The sequence below is a fragment of the Rhodopseudomonas infernalis genome, from assembly GCF_022271405.1.
GTDB lineage: Bacteria > Pseudomonadota > Alphaproteobacteria > Rhizobiales > Xanthobacteraceae > Rhodopseudomonas > Rhodopseudomonas infernalis.
In genome coordinates this window covers 36,500-55,367 of the sequence record NZ_JAJNAL010000035.1, presented here as the reverse complement: position 1 = coordinate 55,367, position 18,868 = coordinate 36,500, and the positions used below count along the sequence as shown (strand labels likewise).

The 18,868-nt window shown below is 64.4% G+C and carries 20 protein-coding genes and 2 tRNA genes; 18 read left to right on the top strand and 4 right to left on the bottom strand.

Annotated features, from left to right (window positions below; translation table 11 throughout):
• The first annotated feature begins 160 nt into the window (after window positions 1-160).
• Window positions 161-237: transfer RNA gene (locus LPW26_RS20035), tRNA-Val, on the top strand.
• 61 nt (window positions 238-298) lie between these two features.
• Here the strand turns inward: LPW26_RS20035 and LPW26_RS20030 are convergent.
• From LPW26_RS20030 to LPW26_RS20020, 3 genes are all read right to left on the bottom strand, one after another.
• Window positions 299-649, bottom strand: a complete 351-nt coding sequence (locus LPW26_RS20030) for a VOC family protein (RefSeq protein WP_238737384.1) — start codon at window positions 647-649, stop codon at window positions 299-301.
• 63 nt (window positions 650-712) lie between these two features.
• A complete protein-coding gene (gene pepT / locus LPW26_RS20025) occupies window positions 713-1,996 on the bottom strand; it encodes a peptidase T (RefSeq protein ID WP_238737383.1) in 1,284 nt (427 codons plus the stop codon).
• Between the two features lie 126 nt (window positions 1,997-2,122).
• Complete coding sequence (locus LPW26_RS20020) at window positions 2,123-2,434, bottom strand: HU family DNA-binding protein (RefSeq protein ID WP_238737382.1); 312 nt, start codon at window positions 2,432-2,434, stop codon at window positions 2,123-2,125.
• A gap of 247 nt (window positions 2,435-2,681) precedes the next feature.
• Here LPW26_RS20020 and LPW26_RS20015 point away from each other — a divergent pair.
• Window positions 2,682-2,758, top strand: a tRNA-Asp gene (locus LPW26_RS20015).
• Between the two features lie 382 nt (window positions 2,759-3,140).
• On the opposite strand, the gene LPW26_RS20010 is transcribed toward LPW26_RS20015, so the two are convergent.
• A complete protein-coding gene (locus tag LPW26_RS20010; RefSeq protein WP_238737381.1) occupies window positions 3,141-3,335 on the bottom strand; it encodes a hypothetical protein in 195 nt (64 codons plus the stop codon).
• A gap of 545 nt (window positions 3,336-3,880) precedes the next feature.
• On the opposite strand from LPW26_RS20010, the gene LPW26_RS20005 reads away from it, so the two are divergent.
• The 16 genes from LPW26_RS20005 to LPW26_RS19930 all read left to right on the top strand — a co-directional run bounded on the left by LPW26_RS20005 (window position 3,881) and on the right by LPW26_RS19930 (window position 18,850).
• Window positions 3,881-4,246 carry an NADH-quinone oxidoreductase subunit A gene (locus LPW26_RS20005; RefSeq protein WP_238737380.1) on the top strand — a complete coding sequence of 122 codons (366 nt, stop codon included), beginning with the start codon at window positions 3,881-3,883 and terminating at the stop codon, window positions 4,244-4,246.
• 11 nt (window positions 4,247-4,257) lie between these two features.
• Complete coding sequence (locus LPW26_RS20000; RefSeq protein ID WP_238737379.1) at window positions 4,258-4,854, top strand: NuoB/complex I 20 kDa subunit family protein; 597 nt, start codon at window positions 4,258-4,260, stop codon at window positions 4,852-4,854.
• Window positions 4,855-4,866: 12 nt separating this feature from the next.
• Entirely contained in the window at window positions 4,867-5,481 is a 615-nt protein-coding gene (locus tag LPW26_RS19995; RefSeq protein WP_238737378.1) for an NADH-quinone oxidoreductase subunit C, read from the top strand.
• Window positions 5,482-5,532: 51 nt separating this feature from the next.
• A complete protein-coding gene (locus LPW26_RS19990) occupies window positions 5,533-6,738 on the top strand; it encodes an NADH-quinone oxidoreductase subunit D (RefSeq protein ID WP_238737377.1) in 1,206 nt (401 codons plus the stop codon).
• The gene (locus LPW26_RS19985; RefSeq protein WP_238737376.1) at window positions 6,738-7,706 is read left to right on the top strand and encodes an FkbM family methyltransferase; all 969 of its coding nucleotides are present in this window, start codon (window positions 6,738-6,740) and stop codon (window positions 7,704-7,706) included. Before LPW26_RS19990 ends, LPW26_RS19985 begins: the two co-directional genes overlap by 1 nt.
• A 2-nt stretch (window positions 7,707-7,708) precedes the next feature.
• Window positions 7,709-8,476 (top strand): NADH-quinone oxidoreductase subunit NuoE, encoded by a 768-nt coding sequence (gene nuoE, locus LPW26_RS19980; RefSeq protein WP_238737375.1) that lies wholly within the window; start codon window positions 7,709-7,711, stop codon window positions 8,474-8,476.
• A gap of 47 nt (window positions 8,477-8,523) precedes the next feature.
• Complete coding sequence (locus LPW26_RS19975; protein ID WP_406677966.1) at window positions 8,524-8,688, top strand: hypothetical protein; 165 nt, start codon at window positions 8,524-8,526, stop codon at window positions 8,686-8,688.
• Between the two features lie 18 nt (window positions 8,689-8,706).
• The gene (gene nuoF, locus LPW26_RS19970; protein ID WP_238737374.1) at window positions 8,707-10,032 is read left to right on the top strand and encodes an NADH-quinone oxidoreductase subunit NuoF; all 1,326 of its coding nucleotides are present in this window, start codon (window positions 8,707-8,709) and stop codon (window positions 10,030-10,032) included.
• 4 nt (window positions 10,033-10,036) lie between these two features.
• Complete coding sequence (locus LPW26_RS19965) at window positions 10,037-10,552, top strand: hypothetical protein (protein WP_238737373.1); 516 nt, start codon at window positions 10,037-10,039, stop codon at window positions 10,550-10,552.
• Window positions 10,549-12,624, top strand: coding sequence for an NADH-quinone oxidoreductase subunit NuoG (gene nuoG / locus LPW26_RS19960; protein WP_238737387.1), 2,076 nt, complete (start codon window positions 10,549-10,551; stop codon window positions 12,622-12,624). The genes LPW26_RS19965 and nuoG overlap by 4 nt, the downstream gene beginning before the upstream one ends.
• A gap of 9 nt (window positions 12,625-12,633) precedes the next feature.
• The gene (gene nuoH / locus LPW26_RS19955; RefSeq protein ID WP_238737372.1) at window positions 12,634-13,659 is read left to right on the top strand and encodes an NADH-quinone oxidoreductase subunit NuoH; all 1,026 of its coding nucleotides are present in this window, start codon (window positions 12,634-12,636) and stop codon (window positions 13,657-13,659) included.
• Between the two features lie 7 nt (window positions 13,660-13,666).
• Complete coding sequence (gene nuoI, locus LPW26_RS19950) at window positions 13,667-14,155, top strand: NADH-quinone oxidoreductase subunit NuoI (protein ID WP_238737371.1); 489 nt, start codon at window positions 13,667-13,669, stop codon at window positions 14,153-14,155.
• Between the two features lie 9 nt (window positions 14,156-14,164).
• Window positions 14,165-14,803: an NADH-quinone oxidoreductase subunit J gene (locus tag LPW26_RS19945; protein WP_238737370.1), complete on the top strand. Its 639-nt coding sequence runs from the start codon at window positions 14,165-14,167 to the stop codon at window positions 14,801-14,803.
• Entirely contained in the window at window positions 14,800-15,111 is a 312-nt protein-coding gene (nuoK, locus tag LPW26_RS19940; protein ID WP_054160652.1) for an NADH-quinone oxidoreductase subunit NuoK, read from the top strand. The genes LPW26_RS19945 and nuoK overlap by 4 nt, the downstream gene beginning before the upstream one ends.
• A gap of 65 nt (window positions 15,112-15,176) precedes the next feature.
• Window positions 15,177-17,333: an NADH-quinone oxidoreductase subunit L gene (gene nuoL / locus LPW26_RS19935; protein WP_238737369.1), complete on the top strand. Its 2,157-nt coding sequence runs from the start codon at window positions 15,177-15,179 to the stop codon at window positions 17,331-17,333.
• Complete coding sequence (locus tag LPW26_RS19930) at window positions 17,333-18,850, top strand: NADH-quinone oxidoreductase subunit M (RefSeq protein WP_238737368.1); 1,518 nt, start codon at window positions 17,333-17,335, stop codon at window positions 18,848-18,850. The genes nuoL and LPW26_RS19930 overlap by 1 nt, the downstream gene beginning before the upstream one ends.
• Window positions 18,851-18,868: the final 18 nt, after the last annotated feature.

Here is an 18,868-nt window from a genome sequence, read left to right as displayed (position 1 = left end):
CCCCCCCCCGGGGGGGGGGGGTTGGGGGGGGGGGGGGGGGGGGAGGTCAGGTCCGACATCAAGCGAGGGGAAGGGGACGGCGGAGGGTTGCCGAGCCGGGGCCGCCGATCAAGCGGGTGACCTTGCATCGCGTCCCGCCGAGAGGGTAAACAGACGGGGCGGGCGGCTAGCTCAGCTGGTTAGAGCATCTCGTTTACACCGAGAGGGTCGGGAGTTCGAATCTCTCGCCGCCCACCACGCGCTGCCCCGTAGCGCCGCACCCTCGCTCTGCCACCCTCGCTCTGTCACCAGACGCCACTCAGGCGTGGCTGAGGATGTTCAGCAGCCGGCCGAAGGGATCGCGCACGTAGAAGCGTCGGACGCCCCACGGTTCATCGGCGGGGCCATATTCGATCGCGTAGCCTGCCGCGACAACGCGCCGATGGATGTCGGCGAGATCTTCGACCTCGATCGACAGGTCGGGCACTGGCGTGCCGGAGCCGCCCTCGGCGGCGAAGCTGATCTGGGGCGTCGCGGAGCCGTGGCCGACAAAGGTGACGATCCAGCCGTGATCCATCGCGACCGTCATGCCAAGGATATCCCCATAGAACGCCTTGGCTGCATCCAACTGCGTAGTAGCAACGTTCGCGACGATTCGGGTCACAACCATGGTGCGCCTTCTGGTGTCGATGGGTCGTCACCCAGCACGTCACGCATGACGAGACAGTGCCCGCTACGCCCGCTCTTCCCAGATCATCGCCAGGTGCACGATGGTTCGCACCGCGGCCTCCATGTCCTGGCGGCTGACCCATTCGAGGCGGGAGTGGAAGGCGTGTTCGCCGGCGAAGATGTTGGGGCAGGGCAGGCCCATGAAGGACAGCCGCGAGCCATCGGTGCCGCCGCGGATCGCGGTGGTGACCGGCTCGAGGCCGGCGCGGCGGATCGCTTCGCGGGCGTTTTCGACCAGTTCGGGGTGGCGGTCGAGCACCTCTTTCATGTTGCGGTACTGCGGCTTGATCTCGACCGTCGCGGTGGAGTGCGGGTAGCCGCGCATCACCTCGTCGACGATCCGGTGCAGCAGCGCTGCCTTCTCCTGCAGGCCAGCCTCGGCGAAGTCGCGGACGATCAGGCTCAGCGTGGCCTGCTCCAGCGTGCCGGTGATTCCGATCGGATGCAGGAAGCCTTCGCGGCCTTCGGTCGTCTCGGGCGAGCAGGTATCCTTCGGCAGCCGCTCGACGATCGCCGCGGCGATCTTGATGGCGTGTTCGATCTTGCCCTTGGCAAAGCCCGGATGGGCGCTGACGCCGGTGATGGTGACGACCGCGCCATCGGCCGAGAAGGTCTCGTCCTCGATGTTGCCGGCAGTCTCGCCGTCCATCGTGTAGGCGAAGTCGGCGCCGAGCTTCTTGAGGTCGACCTTGTCGACGCCGCGGCCGATCTCCTCGTCGGGCGTGAACAGGATCTTGAGCGGGCCGTGCTTGATCTGTGGATGCGCGATCAGGAATGCCGCAGCGTCCATGATCTCGGCGAGTCCGGCCTTGTTGTCGGCGCCGAGCAAAGTGGTGCCGTCGGTGGTGATGATGTCGTGGCCGATCTGCTGCGCCAGCGCCGGGTGCTCGGCAAAGCGAATGACCTGGTTCGGATCCGCCGGCAGGACGATGTCGCCGCCCTGATAATTCTTCACGATCTGAGGCTTGACGCCTTCGCCTGAACAATCGGGCGAGGTGTCCATATGCGAGCACAAGCAGATCACCGGGACGTTCGGCTTGTCGGTGGTCGCCGGGATCGTCGCATAGACGTAGCCGTGCTCATCGAGATGCGCATCGGCGAGGCCGAGGTCACGCAGCTCCTGCGCCAGCAGGGCGCCGAGATTCTTCTGCTTGTCGGTCGAGGGGCAGGTCGGCGAGGCGGGGTCGGACTGGGTGTCGATCGCGACGTAGCGCAGGAAGCGTTCGATGACGCCGTGGCTGAAGGCGTCGTTGCTCAAGAAGGGGGTGCGGGTCGGTGAATCGCTCACGTCGGGGACCGCCGGACTTAATCATTCATCTGCGCCCGCCAATCGGGCTTAGGATCGCCATCCCGGGCGGCCGCTGAGCCGCCCGGGATGGCGAGGGTCGTAAAGGGAAACCCTATAGGCGGAAGCTTAGACGGCTTCCTTGAGTTCCTTGGCGGCGCGGAACGCGACCTTCTTGCTGGCCTTGATCTGGATGGTTTCGCCGGTGGCCGGGTTACGGCCGGTGCGGGCGGCGCGCTTGCGGACCTGGAGGATGCCGAGGCCGACGATGCGGATGCGCTCGCCCTTCTTCAGGTGCTTGGTGATGCGGGCGACCATGTCGCCGAGAATCGCTTCGGTCTGCTTCTTCGACAGCTCGTGCTCTTCGGCCAGCGCGGCGGCGAGATGCTTCAGGGTAACGGTCGTGGGGGTCGCGGCTTTCGCGACTGCTTTCTTCGCCATATTTAGCCCTCCGGGTTTTCTAGCGGCTTAGGAAACTAAGACGTAGCAGGGCTTAAACGATTCGGGTGGCGCCTGCATCCGCTGTTTGGCCTGAAAACAGTGCATTTTTCGCATTGGCTGTTCAAAAACCGCCGGCAGCAAAGGACATTTGCAATACATCGCGCATCAACCCACAACCTTCGCGCAATCGGCTTGACTTGCGGATGGCGCCCCGGTAGATCGACCGCCTGCGCGGGACGCAAACCACGCGGGAGTAGCTCAGTTGGTTAGAGCGCCGGCCTGTCACGCCGGAGGTCGCGGGTTCGAGCCCCGTCTCTCGCGCCATTCAGCCTTGTTAAGTCAGGCGTTTGGCGAAACCGCAGAAATCACCGAAATCGCTGTCGTCTGAATTCTTCGCTGCCGAACCGCGCTGCATTGTGTGCTGCGTCCTGGGCCTTGCGCTGGCTGTGATTGGCTGAGGATCGGCATGATCCGCGGACGCGAACGCATGCCGCCAACGGCCCGTGTTGCCCGCGAGGGCGTCTTTGCATTTCGTTCAGCATGTTGCGGAGAAGTTGGGGACGCCGATGTGTCGCGTTGCGATCAGAATCGGCCCGAGGCGATCAGGCGGTGCTCCTCGGCCCGCAATCAACCAACAAAAAGGCCGCCCGTTGGGCGGCCGCCGTCAACCCTGCGTGAGGCGCGATGCGCGGAACGATCTGCGCGCTTATCTCACCGTCGAGGTTTCGGAGCTGGTGACGGTGATCTGCTTGGTGGCTTTCACCACATGGGCAGTCTGGCTGTAGTCGGAGGTGACCCGCGCGGAAATTCCGAACGCTGCGACCGCAATGCCGGCCACCAGGGCCACCACCACGATCTTCAGGTGCGTCGCACGATCCGCCGAATGAATGGAGTGATTCATCTGCCGCCTCCCACGAAGGAGCTTGCTGCTGCTTCGATGGCGGGAGTCTTACGAGACGTGTGTTTCAGGATAGTTTCGCCGGGATTGGAAATGGTTTCGTGGTCTGCGGATATGGTTTCCGGCCCGTATACGGGGCGGAAGGCCGTGGAGCGCCCGGCGATTCCCTGATCAACTCAGAAATGCGGGGATCCAGGTTCCGCGGCGCTCGCGCTTGATCGTCATCTCTGGGACAGTGGTTGCCCAGCAGCGGCGGGGGCGGTGTTCATTGGATTGCCGGGGCGGCTCTGGAGCCTGAACGGCGGACGGTCGTTCAGTCAGTTCGAGCGTACGCCGAGGTGCGGTGAACCGCAGCGCCGAGAGAGACGTGAAGATGTGAACCGCAGTTTGTGCATGTGTCCGGGAGAACCCATGTCTTGTCAGGATAGGCCGCAACCCCGTTGTCAACACAGCTTGCCTTGCGCCCCCTGTTGCACTGCGCTAAGCGGTAGAACAATTCAAATGCAAACGAGTCTGCGGCGGTGCAAACCGCGGGATAGGGAACGGTAATGAGCGGCATTCTGCCGAGCTATCTGCCCATCGTGGTATTTATCGTCGTAGCAGCTGGTCTGAGCTTCGTGCTCCTGGTGGCGCCTTTTGCCGTCGCCTATCAGCAGCCTGATCCGGAAAAACTCTCAGCTTATGAATGCGGGTTCAACGCTTTCGGCGACGCCCGCATGAAGTTCGATGTGAGGTTTTATCTGGTCGCGATCCTCTTCATCATCTTCGATCTCGAAGTCGCGTTTCTGTTTCCCTGGGCCGTGACGTTCGGGAAGCTCGGAGCGACCGGTTTCTGGTCGATGATGGTGTTTCTCGGTGTGCTCACCGTCGGCTTCGCGTATGAGTGGAAGAAGGGTGCACTCGAATGGGATTGAGGCCAGCCTCGATGCAGCAGACGCCTTCGGCCGGCCCGGTCGGCGCTCAGCCGCTGATCGCACCGGCGCCGCGCGGCATCATCGATCCGAACACCGGCAAGCCGATCGGTGCCGACGATCCGTTTTTCCAGAACGTCAATCGCGAGCTGTCCGACAAGGGCTTCTTCGTTGCCGCGACCGACGACCTGATCACCTGGGCGCGCACCGGCTCGCTGATGTGGATGACGTTCGGTCTCGCCTGCTGCGCGGTCGAGATGATGCAGCTGTCGATGCCGCGCTACGACGCCGAGCGATTCGGCTTCGCGCCGCGCGCTTCGCCGCGCCAGTCCGACGTGATGATCGTCGCCGGCACGCTGACCAACAAGATGGCGCCTGCGCTGCGCAAGGTCTACGATCAGATGCCGGAGCCGCGCTACGTCATATCGATGGGCTCGTGCGCCAATGGCGGCGGCTATTATCACTATTCCTATGCAGTCGTTCGCGGCTGCGATCGCGTGGTTCCGGTCGATATTTACGTGCCGGGCTGCCCGCCCACCGCCGAGGCTCTCCTGTACGGCATGCTGCTGTTGCAGAAGAAGATCCGCCGGACCGGTACGATCGAACGCTGAGAAGGCTGCTTCATGGACGACAACGGGCTCGACACCCTTGGTCAGACGATCGTGGCCGCCTTGCCAGGCGCAGCGATCGGTCACTCGGTTGCGCATGGCCAGCTCGAGGTCACGATCGATCCGCAGAAGGTCGTGGATATCGTGCGGGTGCTGCGCGACGATCCGCGGTTCCGCTTCATCAGCGTCATCGACGTGACCGCCGTGGACTATCCGGGCCGCGAATTGCGGTTCGACATGGTATATCACTTCCTGTCGCCGACGCTGAACGAACGGGTGCGGCTGGTCGGGCAGGTCGGTGAGACCACGATGGTGCCGTCGATCATCACCGAGTTCCCGGGCGCCGACTGGTTCGAACGCGAGGTCTATGACCTCTACGGCATCGTCATCACCGGCCATCCGGACATGCGCCGGATCCTGACCGACTACGGTTTCGACGGCCATCCGTTGCGCAAGGACTTTCCGCTCAGCGGCTTCGTCGAGGTGCGCTACGACGACGACCAGAAGCGGGTGGTGTACGAGCCGGTGCGGCTCAACCAGGAATTCCGCAAGTTCGATTTCCTCTCGCCCTGGGAAGGCGCCGACTATCCGGTCCTTCCGGGAGACGAAAAGGCCGGGGTGAAGCCGTGACGCCATTCGCTACTCGCCATTCGCTATTCGCCAGCAAGCGGAGCTTGCCCCATGGCTGACGCCGCGACCGAGGCCGCAGGTCTCCGCAACTTCACCATCAATTTCGGTCCGCAGCATCCGGCGGCGCACGGCGTGTTGCGCCTGGTGCTGGAGCTCGACGGCGAAGTCGTCGAGCGCGTCGATCCGCATATCGGCCTGCTGCATCGCGGCACCGAGAAGCTGATCGAAGCCAAGACCTATCTGCAGGCGATCCCGTATTTCGATCGGCTCGACTACGTCGCGCCGATGAATCAGGAACACGCGTTCTGCCTGGCAACCGAGAAGCTGCTCGGCATTGAGGTGCCGCGCCGGGCCCAGCTGATCCGCGTGCTGTATTGCGAGATCGGCCGCATCCTGTCGCACATGCTCAACGTCACCACCCAGGCGATGGACGTCGGCGCGCTGACCCCGCCGCTGTGGGGCTTCGAAGAGCGCGAAAAGCTGATGATGTTCTACGAGCGTGTCTCCGGCAGCCGGATGCACGCGGCGTATTTCCGCGTCGGCGGCGTGCATCAGGACATGCCGAAGCAGCTGGCCGACGACATCGACGTCTGGTGCGACAACTTCGTGCAGACCGTCGACGATCTCGAAACGCTACTGACCAACAACCGCATCTTCAAGCAGCGCAACGTCGACATCGGCGTGATCTCGCTCGACGACGCCTGGAAGTGGGGCTTCTCCGGCGTGATGGTGCGCGGCTCGGGCGCCGCCTGGGATCTGCGCAAGGCGCAGCCCTACGAGTGCTACGCCGAGATGGAATTCGACGTTCCGATCGGCAAGAACGGCGACTGCTACGACCGCTACTGCATCCGCGTCGAAGAGATGCGCCAGTCGGTCAAGATCATGAAGCAGTGCATCGCCAAGCTGCGCGCGCCGGACGGGCAGGGCCGTGTCGCGGTCGACGACAACAAGATCTTCCCGCCGCGCCGCTCCGAGATGAAGCGCTCGATGGAATCGCTGATCCATCACTTCAAGCTCTACACCGAAGGCTTCCACGTGCCGGCCGGTCAGGTTTACGTCGCGGTCGAGGCGCCGAAGGGCGAGTTCGGCGTGTTCCTGGTCTCGGACGGCACCAACAAGCCGTACAAGTGCAAGGTCCGCGCGCCGGGCTTCGCGCATCTCCAGGCGATGGACTACATGAACCGCGGCCACCTGCTGGCGGACGTGTCGGCCATCCTCGGCTCGCTCGACATCGTGTTCGGAGAGGTCGATCGGTGATGCCGCCCGCGCCCATCCAGTTCGACCGCGCGACCGGCGCTCTCGAGGGGGCAAGCGCCCTCGAGCGCATGGCCGCGTGCGCACTGGTGATGGGCGCTCGCGTCTCGTCGACGTTCTCGTATCGCGGCTACAACGCCGCGGCGAACCTGATGCGCAAAGCGTTGCCGGAGCGTGACATTGCGATCAAGCTCAATCCCGACGCCACCTTCGTGTTCCCGTACGGCGACGGCTATTGGAGCAAGCTGCTCGAGCGGTCGTATCGCTACGAGATCGAGCTCGATCTGCTGTTCGCTCATTCGTCCGACGTCGACTACACGTTCGTCGATTGCGGCGCGAACTACGGCTACTGGTCGGTGCTGGTGTCGAGCCGTCCGTTCGGGGCGCATCGCACCATCGCGATCGAGCCGTCGCGGGCCAATTACGCGCGGCTGGCGAACAACGCCAAGATCAATGGAAGCCGCTTCGAAACGCTGAAATGCGCGATCGGGGCGACGCGCGGCACGGCGCGGCTGTCGGGCACCAAGCACGAGGCGCTGAGTATCGTCGGTCATGACGACGCTGGCGGCGAGGAAGTGCCGGTGATCCGGCTTGACGACCTGATCGACGACGGTCGGCTCGCCGTCGGCGGCAAGTACCTGGTCAAGCTCGACGTCGAAGGCGTCGAGATCGACGCGATCCGCGGCGGCGAGCGACTGCTGCAGGGCGACACCGCAATTCTCTGCGAGGAACACGGCAGCGACCGGGCACACACCGTATCGCGCTTCATCCTCGATAATACGCCGTTGAAGCTGGTGGTCTACGACCCCGGCAGCAACAAGTTCGAGGCCGTCGTCGACCTCGCCATCCTCGACCGGATCAAGGTCGCGTCGAATGTCGGCTACAACGTCGTCGGCACTGCGAGCGCGTTCTGGCAGGCCCGAATCGAAAACCTGAATGCGAGCGCGGCCAAGCGCGCGATGAGAAACTGATCATGTCCGTCCGTCGTCTGGCTCCGAAAGAGCAGCAACCCGCCAGCTTCGCCTTCACCGAGGACAACCTCGCCTGGGCGCAGCGCGAGATCGCCAAATATCCGCCCGGCCGGCAGTTCTCGGCGGTGATCGCCATGATGTGGCGGGCGCAGGAGCAGTGCGGCGGCTGGCTGCCGGAAGCTGCGATCCGTGTCATCGCCGACATGATCGAGATGCCCTACATCCGCGCGCTGGAAGTCGCGACCTTCTACACGATGTTCCAGCTCAATCCGGTCGGAAAGAAGGCGCACGTCCAGGTCTGCGGCACGACGCCCTGCATGCTGCGCGGTGCCGGCGAACTGATCGAAGTCTGCAAGAATCGCATTCATCACGATCCCTTCCATCTGTCCGCCGATGGCGACTTCTCGTGGGAAGAGGTCGAGTGCGCCGGCGCCTGCGTGAACGCGCCGATGGTGCAGATCTGGAAGGACACCTACGAGGACCTGACGCCGGAGCTGCTGAACAAGGTGATCGACGGCTTCGCTGCCGGCAATCCGCCGAAGCCGGGTCCGCAGAACGGCCGGCAATACGCCGCGCCGATCACCGGCCCGACGACGCTGAAGACCGGTGGCATCAACGTCGAGCCAGGCAACAATTCCGAGCCAGGCAACAATGATGGGCCGGCGCTGACCGACCATGAGCCGAAGCGCTCCGGCGCAGCTGCCAACGTGCAGGAGCGTCCTGCGCCGAAGGCACCGGCCGCCGACGCGACCGAAAAGAACCCGCCATGATCACGCCGATGGGAGTCGGCCGGAGCAGGGCCGAGGGGATCGTACCGATGAGCAAGCCGCTCTACATCGCGATGCACGCCGTCATCGCGGCCGTCTTCATCTTCGTGCTGCAGCGCTACGCGCTCAGCGCGACATTCGAGTCGAGCCTGATCTGGGCGCTCACCTTCGGGGGATGCGCTGCCGGACTCGCCTACATGCAATCGAATCGCTGACAGGGAACGTCGCAAGCCATGCTCGACGACAAGGACCGCATCTTCCGGAACCTGTACGGCCTCGACGACTGGGGCCTCAAGGGCGCGCGCCGTCGCGGCCAGTGGGAAGGCACCAAGGCGATCATCGACAAGGGTCGCGACTGGATCATCAACGAGATGAAGGCGTCGGGACTGCGCGGCCGCGGCGGCGCCGGCTTCCCGACCGGCCTGAAATGGTCCTTCATGCCGAAGGACAACGCCGACGGCCGTCCGAGCTACCTCGTCGTCAACGCCGACGAATCCGAGCCGGGCACCTGTAAAGACCGCGAGATCATGCGGCACGATCCGCATACGCTGGTCGAGGGCTGCCTGATCGCCGGCTGCGCCATGGGCGCGCACACCGGCTACATCTACGTGCGCGGCGAATTCATCCGCGAGCGCGAGCATCTGCAGGCGGCGATCGATCAGGCCTACGAGGCCAAGCTGATCGGCAAGGATAACGTCCACGGCTATCCGTTCGATCTGTATGTCGCGCACGGTGCAGGCGCTTATATCTGCGGCGAAGAAACCGCCCTATTGGAAAGCCTCGAAGGCAAAAAGGGCCAGCCGCGGCTGAAGCCGCCGTTCCCGGCGAACGTCGGCCTGTACGGCTGCCCGACCACGGTGAACAACGTCGAGTCGATCGCGGTGGCGCCGGACATTCTGCGCCGCGGCGCAGCGTGGTTCTCTTCGATCGGCCGGGCGAACAACGTTGGCACCAAGCTTTACGGCATCTCCGGCCACGTCAACACGCCGTGCGTCGTCGAAGAGGCGATGAGCATTCCGTTCCGCGAACTGATCGAGAAGCACGGCGGCGGCATTCGCGGCGGCTGGGACAATCTGCTCGCGATCATTCCCGGCGGCGCATCCTGTCCGCTGATCCCGGCGGCCGATTGCGAAGAGCTGATCATGGACTTCGACGGCACCCGCGCGGTGAAGTCGAGCTTCGGCACCGCCGGCGTCATCGTCATGGACAAGTCCACCGACGTCGTCGCCGCGATCGCCCGCATCAGCTACTTCTTCAAGCATGAGAGCTGCGGCCAGTGCACGCCGTGCCGCGAAGGTACCGGCTGGATGTGGCGCGTGCTCAGCCGCATGGTCGAGGGCCGCGCCCATAAGCGCGAGATCGACATGCTGCTCGAAGTGACCAAGCAGGTCGAAGGTCACACCATCTGTGCGCTCGGCGACGCCGCGGCCTGGCCGATCCAGGGCCTGATCCGCGCTTTCCGTCCGGAGATCGAGCGCCGCATCGACGATTTCTCGCGCAAGGCCACGCTCGACGACCAGGGCGTGCTCGATCCGGCGCATATGGTGGCGGCGGAGTAACGCGATGACTCTGGGGTCGCCCGATCAACCTTGGCAGCGGAGGGGCAATTATTCGCAGATTGCTTCGGCGGCGATCGCTGGGGTTGCTCTTGCGGTTGTTTGGTCGCAACTGCAGACGATCAAAACTAACAATCGTGACTCGGCTCAAAAGGCACGAGAGTCGGCGGCGCGGCAGATGTTTCGGTCGCATATTGAGATTGAGCTGAAGTATCCAAATCTAGCCGAGCCTGATTATCGCCATCTGAAGCGAAGTGGCGGTGTTGATTTCGGCCAGTACACATCATTCGTTACGCATCTCCTCTATACCTGCGAAGAGGTGCTTATTGCGATGGGTGACGAACAAGGCTGGAGGTCTGCTTGCCAATCTCGGATGGGCGAGCACTCTCAATATCTTTGCGAAACGCTTGCGGATGTTGACCTTGTTACTTATGGCGAACAGGTTCAGGAGTTGGTCGCGATAACGCGCCGAGATGCTAGTAGTCGTTTCGCGGAATGCGAAAGATGGAAGACAAGCAAGTGATGAAACTCATCGTCGACGGCAAGGAAGTCGAGGTCCCGCCGGAATACACGCTGCTGCAGGCCTGCGAACAGGCCGGCGCGGAGATTCCGCGGTTCTGTTATCACGAGCGGCTGTCGATCGCCGGCAACTGCCGGATGTGTCTGGTCGAGCTGAAGGGCACGCCGAAGCCGGTGGCGAGCTGCGCCTGGGGCGTGCGCGACTGCCGTCCGGGCCCGAACGGCGAGCCGCCGGAGATCAACACCAAGACTCCGATGGTGAAGAAGGCCCGCGAGGGCGTGATGGAATTCCTGCTGATCAACCATCCGCTCGACTGCCCGATCTGCGATCAGGGCGGCGAGTGCGACCTGCAGGACCAGGCGATGGGCTACGGCGTCGACACCAGCCGGTTCGCCGAGAACAAGCGCGCGGTCGAGGACAAGTATCTCGGCGTGCTGGTCAAGACCTCGATGAACCGCTGCATCCAGTGCACCCGCTGCGTGCGCTTCGCCGCCGAAGTCTGCGGCGTGCCGGAGATGGGCGCGACCGGTCGCGGCGAGGACATGGAGATCACCTCCTATCTCGAGAGCGCGCTGACTTCGGAGCTGCAGGGCAACCTCGTCGACATCTGCCCGGTGGGCGCGCTGACCTCGAAGCCCTACGCCTTCGCGGCGCGGCCGTGGGAGCTCGGCAAGACCCAGTCGGTCGACGTCATGGACGGCGTCGGCTCGGCGATCCGCGTCGATACGCGCGGCCGCGAAGTGATGCGCATCCTTCCGCGCGTCAACGAGGCGATCAACGAGGAGTGGATCTCCGACAAGACCCGTCACATCGTCGACGGCCTGCGCACGCAGCGACTCGATCAGCCTTACGTCCGCGGCGGCGGCAAGCTGCGCCCGGCGAGCTGGCCGGAGGCGTTCGGCCTGATCAAGGCCAGGATCGCCAATGCCGACGCCAAGAAGATCGGCGCGATCGCCGGCGATCTCGCCGCGGTCGAGGAAATGTTCGCGCTGAAGCAACTGTTGGCGCAGCTCGGCTCGTCGAACCTGGCGGCCGAGAGCGTCGCGGCGTTCAACCCGAAGGCGGGCAGGGCGTCCTACATCTTCAATCCGACCATCGCCGGCATCGAGCAGGCCGATGCGCTGCTGATCATCGGCTCCAACCCGCGCAAGGAAGCCTCGATCCTCAACGCCCGCATCCGCAAGCGCTGGCGGACCGGCCAGCTGGCGATCGGCGTGATCGGCGAGCAGTCCGAGCTGACCTATTCGTACGACTATCTCGGCGCCGGCGCCGACACGCTCGCGGATCTGGCGGCCGGCAAGCACTCGTTCGCCGAGACGCTGAAGAACGCCAAGAACCCGATCGTGCTGATCGGAGCTGCGGCGACCTCGCGGCGCGACGGCGCGGCGCTGCTGGCGGCGGCCGCCAAGCTCGCGGCCGACATCGGCGCGCTCAAGGACGGCTGGAACGGTTTCGCCGTGCTGCATCCGGCCGCCTCCAGCGTCGGCGCGCTCGACATCGGCTTCGTGCCAAGCGAGGGCGGCAAGGACCTGGCGCAGATGACCACGCAGGACGCGATGGATGTCGTGTTCTCGCTCGGTGCTGACGAGGTGAAGCTGCCGGACGGCGCCTTCGTCGTCTATATCGGCACCCACGGTGACCGCGGCGCGCACCGCGCCGACGTGATCCTGCCGGGCGCGGCCTACACCGAGAAGTCGGGCACCTACGTCAACACCGAGGGGCGGGTGCAGATCGCCAATCGCGCGTCGTTCCCGCCGGGTGACGCGCGCGAGGACTGGGCGATAATCCGCGCGCTGTCCGAGGCGCTCGGCGCCAAGCTGCCCTTCGACTCGCTCGCGGCGCTGCGCAAGGCGATCTTCGCCGCCGCGCCGCATCTGATGCGGGTCGACCAGATCGAGGCCGGCGACGCCGGTGCCGTGCGCACGCTAGCCGCCGCGGGCGGCAGCATCGACAAGGCGCCGCTCAAGCCGGCGATTGCGGATTACTACATGACCAACCCGATCGCGCGGGCCTCCGCGGTGATGGCGGAATGCTCCCGTCTCGCCTCGGGCCAGATGCTGACGGCGGCGGAATAGGCAGGACCGATGGCTGATTTCTTCATGACCAACCTGTGGCCGCTGATCATCGTGATCGGCCAGAGCGTGCTGCTGCTGGTCATCCTGCTGATCTCGATCGCCTACATCCTGCTCGCCGACCGCAAGATCTGGGCGGCGGTGCAGATCCGGCGCGGCCCGAACGTGGTCGGCCCCTGGGGCCTGCTGCAATCCTTCGCGGACTTGCTCAAGTTCGTGCTGAAGGAGCCGACGGTTCCGGACAGCGCCAACAAGGGCGTGTTCCTGCTGGCGCCGCTGGTCACCTGCGTGCTGGCGCTGTCGGCCTGGGCCGTCATCCCGGTCAGCGCCGGCTGGGTGATCGCCGACATCAATGTCGGCGTGCTGTTCATCCTCGCGGTGTCGTCGCTGTCGGTCTACGGCATCATCATGGCCGGCTGGTCGTCGAACTCGAAGTATCCGTTCCTCGCGGCGCTCCGCTCGGCCGCGCAGATGGTGTCCTACGAGGTCTCGATCGGCTTCGTGGTGATCTGCGTGCTGCTGTGCGTCGGTTCGCTGAACCTGACCGCAGTGGTCGAGGCGCAGAACTCGAAGTGGGGCATGCTCGGCTGGTACTGGCTGCCGCTGTTCCCGATGTTCGTGGTGTTCTACGTGTCGGCGCTGGCCGAGACCAACCGCCCGCCGTTCGATCTCGTCGAAGCGGAATCGGAACTGGTCGCCGGCTTCATGGTCGAATACTCGTCGACGCCGTATCTGCTGTTCATGCTCGGCGAATACGTCGCCATCGTCACGATGTGCGCGATGGGCACGATCCTGTTCCTGGGCGGCTGGCTGCCGCCGGTGCCTTACGCCCCGTTCACCTGGGTGCCGGGCATCGTCTGGTTCGCGCTCAAAGTCCTGTTCATGTTCTTCATGTTCGCGATGGCGAAGGCGATCGTGCCGCGCTACCGCTACGACCAACTGATGCGGCTCGGCTGGAAGGTGTTCCTGCCGCTGTCGCTGGCGATGGTGGTGATCGTCGCCGCCGTCCTGCAATTTGGCGGGCTCGCGCCGAAATGAGGCCCTGATGAATATCAACGCAACCGCGCGCTCGCTGCTGCTGACGGAATTCGTATCGGCGTTCTTCCTCGCCATGCGCTATTTCTTCAAGCCGAAGCCGACGATCAATTATCCTTTCGAGAAAAATCCGATCTCGCCCCGCTTCCGCGGCGAGCACGCGCTGCGCCGCTATCCCAACGGCGAAGAGCGCTGCATCGCCTGCAAGCTGTGCGAAGCGGTGTGCCCGGCGCAGGCGATCACCATCGAGGCCGGTCCGCGGCGCAACGACGGCACTCGCCGCACCGTGCGCTACGACATCGATATGGTGAAGTGCATCTATTGCGGTCTGTGCCAGGAGGCCTGCCCGGTGGACGCCATCGTCGAAGGGCCGAACTTCGAGTTCTCCACGGAGACCCGCGAAGAGCTGTACTACGACAAGGCCAGGCTGCTCGCGAACGGTGATCGCTGGGAGCGTGAGATCGCCAAGTCCATCGAACTCGACGCGCCGTACCGGTGAGCTGACGCCATGTCCATGCCAGTCCTGTTCTTCTATCTCTACGCCGGCGCCGCGATCGCCGCCGCCGTCATGGTGGTGTTCGCGCGCAACCCCGTGCACTCGGCGCTGTTCCTGATCCTGGTGTTCGTCAACGCCGCCGGCATGTTCGTGCTGATGGGCGCCGAATTCCTGGCGATGATCCTGATCGTGGTCTATGTCGGCGCCGTCGCGGTGCTGTTCCTGTTCGTGATCATGATGCTGGACGTCGACTTCAGCCGGCTGCGCGAGGGCTTCCTCGAATATCTGCCGTTCGGCCTGCTGATCGGCTTCATCTTCCTCGCCGAGCTGCTGCTGCTCGCCGGCGGCTGGGTGATCACGCCGACCGTCACCAAGACGATCACGGCGCCGATCCCGACGGACGTCACCAACACCGAGGCGCTCGGCCTGGTGCTGTACACCCGCTACATCCACTACTTCCAGATCTCGGGTCTGATCCTGCTGGTGGCGATGATCGGCGCGATCGTGCTGACGCTGCGCCACAAGAAGTCGGTGAAGCGGCAGGTCATCTCCGAGCAGAACGCCCGGTCGAAGGAAACCGCCATGGCGATCCGTCAGGTGAAGCCGGGGCAGGGACTGTCCGAAAGCGACTCCGCGGAGTGGGTGCGATGAACGAGATCGGTCTGGGTCACTTCCTGTCGGTCGCCGCCGTCCTGTTCACGCTCGGCATCCTCGGCATCTTCCTCAACCGCAAGAACGTCATCATCATCCTGATGTCGATCGAGCTGATCCTGCTCGCCGTGAACATCAACCTGGTGGCGTTCTCGATCTTTCTCAACGACATCGTCGGGCAGGTGTTCGCACTTCTGGTGCTGACCGTGGCCGCGGCCGAGGCCGCGATCGGCCTCGCGGTGCTCGTGGTGTTCTTCCGCAACCGCGGCACGATCGCGGTTGAAGATATCAACCTGATGAAGGGCTAGGGCATGATCGTCCATCACCCGTCGCTGACCCGCGACGCGATCCGGCTCAAGGCGAAGGCGCGCGCATGATCCAGGCTATCGTATTCCTGCCGCTGATCGGCGCGCTGATCGCGGCCGTCATTGCGCTGGTCGGTGCGCACGCCCGCAACCCGAGCGGCGACACCGTCGAACATCATGACGACCACGGACACGGTCATGGTCACGCGGCGCCCGTCGGCGGCGACGCCGCGGTGATCCACGAGACCCATTCCGAGCCGGTCGGCCACGACGCCCACGCGCACGCGGCGCATGGTCACGACGACCACGCTCATGGGGGCCACGCTCATGACGATCACGCCCACGGCCCGGTCGAACCGGCTGCCGCCGGCTCCCGTCTGGCCGAGATCGTCACCACGACGCTGCTGCTGATCTCGGCAGCGCTGTCCTGGGTGACGCTGGTCGACGTCGGCTTCATGCACCACGACATCCGCGTTCCGGTGATGCCCTGGATCAATTCGGGCGATCTGCAGGTGGCCTGGACGCTGCGCGTCGACACGCTGACCGCGGTGATGCTGGTGGTGGTGACGACGGTGTCGTCGCTCGTCCATCTGTATTCGATCGGCTACATGCACGAAGACCCGCATCGTCCGCGGTTCTTCGGCTACCTGTCGCTGTTCACCTTCGCCATGCTGATGCTGGTGACGGCCGACAACCTACTGCAGCTGTTCTTCGGCTGGGAAGGCGTCGGTCTGGCGAGCTATCTGCTGATCGGCTTCTGGTATCAAAAGCCGTCGGCCAACGCCGCCGCCATCAAGGCCTTCGTCGTCAACCGCGTCGGCGACTTCGGCTTCCTGCTCGGCATCTTCGTGATCTTCGTGCTGGTCGCGTCGACCGATTTCGACACCATCTTCGCAGCCGCGCCTGGGCTCACCGGCAAGACCATCAACTTCTTCGGCTGGCACGCCGACGCGCTGACGCTGGCCTGCCTGCTGCTGTTCATGGGCGCGATGGGCAAGTCGGCGCAGTTCCTGCTGCACACCTGGCTGCCGGACGCGATGGAAGGCCCGACCCCGGTGTCGGCGCTGATCCACGCCGCCACCATGGTCACCGCGGGCGTCTTCATGGTCGCCCGGATGTCGCCGCTGTTCGAACTGGCCCCGACCGCGCAGGCCGTGGTGATGTTCTTCGGCGGCACCACCGCGTTGTTCGCGGCGACGATCGGTCTGGTGCAGAACGACATCAAGCGGATCGTGGCGTATTCGACCTGTTCGCAGCTCGGCTACATGTTCGTGGCGTTGGGGGCTGGGGCCTATTCGGTCGGTATGTTCCATCTGTTCACGCATGCCTTCTTCAAGGCGCTGCTGTTCTTGGGCGCCGGCTCGGTGATCCATGCGATGCACCACGAGCAGGACATCCGCCACATGGGCGGCCTGAAGGACCGCATCCCGTTCACCTATGCGGTGATGGTGATCGGCACCCTGGCGCTGACCGGCTTCCCGCTGACCGCCGGCTACTTCTCCAAGGACGCGATCATCGAGGCGGCCTACGTCTCGCACAATCCGATGGCGTTCTACGGCTTCCTGATGACGGTCGTCGCGGCGCTGCTGACCTCGTTCTACTCGTGGCGTCTGATCTTCAAGACGTTCCACGGCGAGCCGGCCGATCGTAAGCACTACGAAGCCGCGCACGAGAGCCCGCTGACGATGACGATCCCGCTGTTCGTGCTAGCCTTCGGCGCGCTGGCGGCCGGCTATCCGTTCAAGGAAGTGTTCGCCGGGCACGGCATCGAGGAGTTCTTCCGCGACTCGCTGAAGATGCACCCGGGCATCATCGAGGAGATGCACCACATCCCGGCCGGAATCGCCTATCTGCCAACGGTGATGATGGTGGTGGGCTTCCTGGTGTCGTATCTGTTCTACATCCGCCGGCCGTATCTGCCGGTGGAGCTCGCCAGCCAGCATCCGCTGCTCTACAGGTTCCTGCTCAACAAGTGGTACTTCGATGAGCTGTACGACATCATCTTCGTGCGGCCTGCGAAGTGGATCGGCCGGCAGCTCTGGAAGAAGGGCGACGGCATGCTGATCGACGGGTTCGGCCCCGACGGCATTTCGGCCCGCGTGCTCGACGTCACCCGCGGGGTCGTCAAGCTGCAGACCGGCTATCTGTATCACTACGCGTTCGCGATGCTGATCGGCGTGGCCGGTCTGATCACCTGGTTCATGCTCGGCGGGGGAGGCCGGTAATGTCGGCTTCAATCATGACTTGGCCGATCCTGTCGGTCGTCACCTTCCTGCCGCTGGTCGGCGCGATGCTGGTCTATCTGGCCCGCGGCGACGACGAGGCCGCGCGTCGCAACGCACGCTGGATCTCGCTGTGGACCACGCTGATCACCTTCGCGGTGTCGCTGATCCTTGTGGCGCGGTTCGATGCGTCCAACCCGGGCTTCCAGTTCGTCGAAAAGGCGCCCTGGCTCGGCAACACGATCACCTACCACATGGGTCTCGACGGCATTTCGCTGCCGCTCGTGATCCTCACCACCGCGATCATGCCGTTCTGCATCCTCGCGAGCTGGAAGTCGGTGACGTTCCGGGTCCGCGAATACATGATGGCGTTCCTGGTGCTGGAAACGCTGATGATCGGCACCTTCTCGGCGCTCGATCTGGTGCTGTTCTATCTGTTCTTCGAAGGCGGCCTGATCCCGATGTTCCTGATCATCGGCGTCTGGGGCGGCCCGCGGCGGGTCTACGCGTCGTTCAAGTTCTTCCTGTACACGCTGCTCGGCTCGGTGCTGATGCTGCTGGCCATCATGGCGATGTACTGGACGGCGGGCACCACCGACATCCCGACGCTGATGACCACCGCGCTGCCGCGCAACCTGCAGACCTGGGCGTGGTTGGCATTCTTCGCCTCGTTCGCGGTGAAGATGCCGATGTGGCCGGTGCACACCTGGCTCCCCGACGCGCACGTCGAGGCGCCGACGGCAGGCTCCGTGGTGCTGGCCGCGATCATGCTGAAGATGGGCGGCTACGGCTTCCTGCGCTTCTCGCTGCCGATGTTCCCCGACGCGTCGTTGTATTTCGCGCCGCTGGTCTACACGCTCTCCGTCATCGCGATCGTCTACACCTCGCTGGTCGCGCTGATGCAGGAGGACATCAAGAAGCTGATTGCGTACTCCTCGGTCGCGCATATGGGCTTCGTCACCATGGGCATCTTCGCCGGCAACACCCAGGGCGTCGCCGGCAGCGTGTTCCAGATGATCTCGCACGGCATCGTGTCGGGCGCGCTGTTCCTCTGCGTCGGCGTGATCTACGACCGGATGCACACCCGCGAGATCGCCGCCTATGGCGGCCTCGTCAACCGGATGCCGATCTACGCCTTCGTGTTCCTGGTCTTCACCATGGCCAATGTCGGCCTGCCGGGCACCTCGGGTTTTGTCGGCGAATTCCTCACGCTGATGGGCACCTTCCGGACCAACATCCCGACCGCGACCTTCGCGGCGCTCGGCGTGATCCTGTCGGCCGCCTATGCGCTGTGGCTGTATCGCAAGGTGGTGTTCGGCGCGCTGACCAAGCCGGCGCTCGCCTCGATCAAGGACCTGACGCTCCGCGAGTCGGTCATCCTCGCGCCGTTCGTTGTGCTGACCATCCTGTTCGGCTTCTATCCGAAGCCGGTGCTGGATATGTCGGCCGCCTCGGTCCAACACCTCGTCAACCAATACGCCGCCGCCGTGACTGCCGTGAAGGCAGCCGCGCTTCCGTAACCGGCAAGGACTACACGC

Bases quoted from the DNA above. Each gene is read 5' to 3' on its own strand.
- nuoF (WP_238737374.1), top strand. From the start codon at position 8,707: ATGCTCGACGACAAGGACCGCATCTTCCGGAACCTGTACGGCCTCGAC.
- LPW26_RS20000 (WP_238737379.1), top strand. From the start codon at position 4,258: ATGCAGCAGACGCCTTCGGCCGGCCCGGTCGGCGCTCAGCCGCTGATC.
- nuoE (WP_238737375.1), top strand. From the start codon at position 7,709: ATGTCCGTCCGTCGTCTGGCTCCGAAAGAGCAGCAACCCGCCAGCTTC.
- nuoH (WP_238737372.1), top strand. From the start codon at position 12,634: ATGGCTGATTTCTTCATGACCAACCTGTGGCCGCTGATCATCGTGATC.
- nuoL (WP_238737369.1), top strand. From the start codon at position 15,177: ATGATCCAGGCTATCGTATTCCTGCCGCTGATCGGCGCGCTGATCGCG.
- nuoK (WP_054160652.1), top strand. From the start codon at position 14,800: ATGAACGAGATCGGTCTGGGTCACTTCCTGTCGGTCGCCGCCGTCCTG.
- LPW26_RS19945 (WP_238737370.1), top strand. From the start codon at position 14,165: ATGTCCATGCCAGTCCTGTTCTTCTATCTCTACGCCGGCGCCGCGATC.
- LPW26_RS19975 (WP_406677966.1), top strand. From the start codon at position 8,524: ATGAGCAAGCCGCTCTACATCGCGATGCACGCCGTCATCGCGGCCGTC.
- LPW26_RS20005 (WP_238737380.1), top strand. From the start codon at position 3,881: ATGAGCGGCATTCTGCCGAGCTATCTGCCCATCGTGGTATTTATCGTC.
- LPW26_RS19930 (WP_238737368.1), top strand. From the start codon at position 17,333: ATGTCGGCTTCAATCATGACTTGGCCGATCCTGTCGGTCGTCACCTTC.
- LPW26_RS20010 (WP_238737381.1), bottom strand. From the start codon at position 3,335: ATGAATCACTCCATTCATTCGGCGGATCGTGCGACGCACCTGAAGATC.
- LPW26_RS19990 (WP_238737377.1), top strand. From the start codon at position 5,533: ATGGCTGACGCCGCGACCGAGGCCGCAGGTCTCCGCAACTTCACCATC.
- LPW26_RS20030 (WP_238737384.1), bottom strand. From the start codon at position 649: ATGGTTGTGACCCGAATCGTCGCGAACGTTGCTACTACGCAGTTGGAT.
- LPW26_RS19965 (WP_238737373.1), top strand. From the start codon at position 10,037: ATGACTCTGGGGTCGCCCGATCAACCTTGGCAGCGGAGGGGCAATTAT.
- LPW26_RS19985 (WP_238737376.1), top strand. From the start codon at position 6,738: ATGCCGCCCGCGCCCATCCAGTTCGACCGCGCGACCGGCGCTCTCGAG.
- LPW26_RS20020 (WP_238737382.1), bottom strand. From the start codon at position 2,434: ATGGCGAAGAAAGCAGTCGCGAAAGCCGCGACCCCCACGACCGTTACC.
- LPW26_RS19995 (WP_238737378.1), top strand. From the start codon at position 4,867: ATGGACGACAACGGGCTCGACACCCTTGGTCAGACGATCGTGGCCGCC.
- nuoI (WP_238737371.1), top strand. From the start codon at position 13,667: ATGAATATCAACGCAACCGCGCGCTCGCTGCTGCTGACGGAATTCGTA.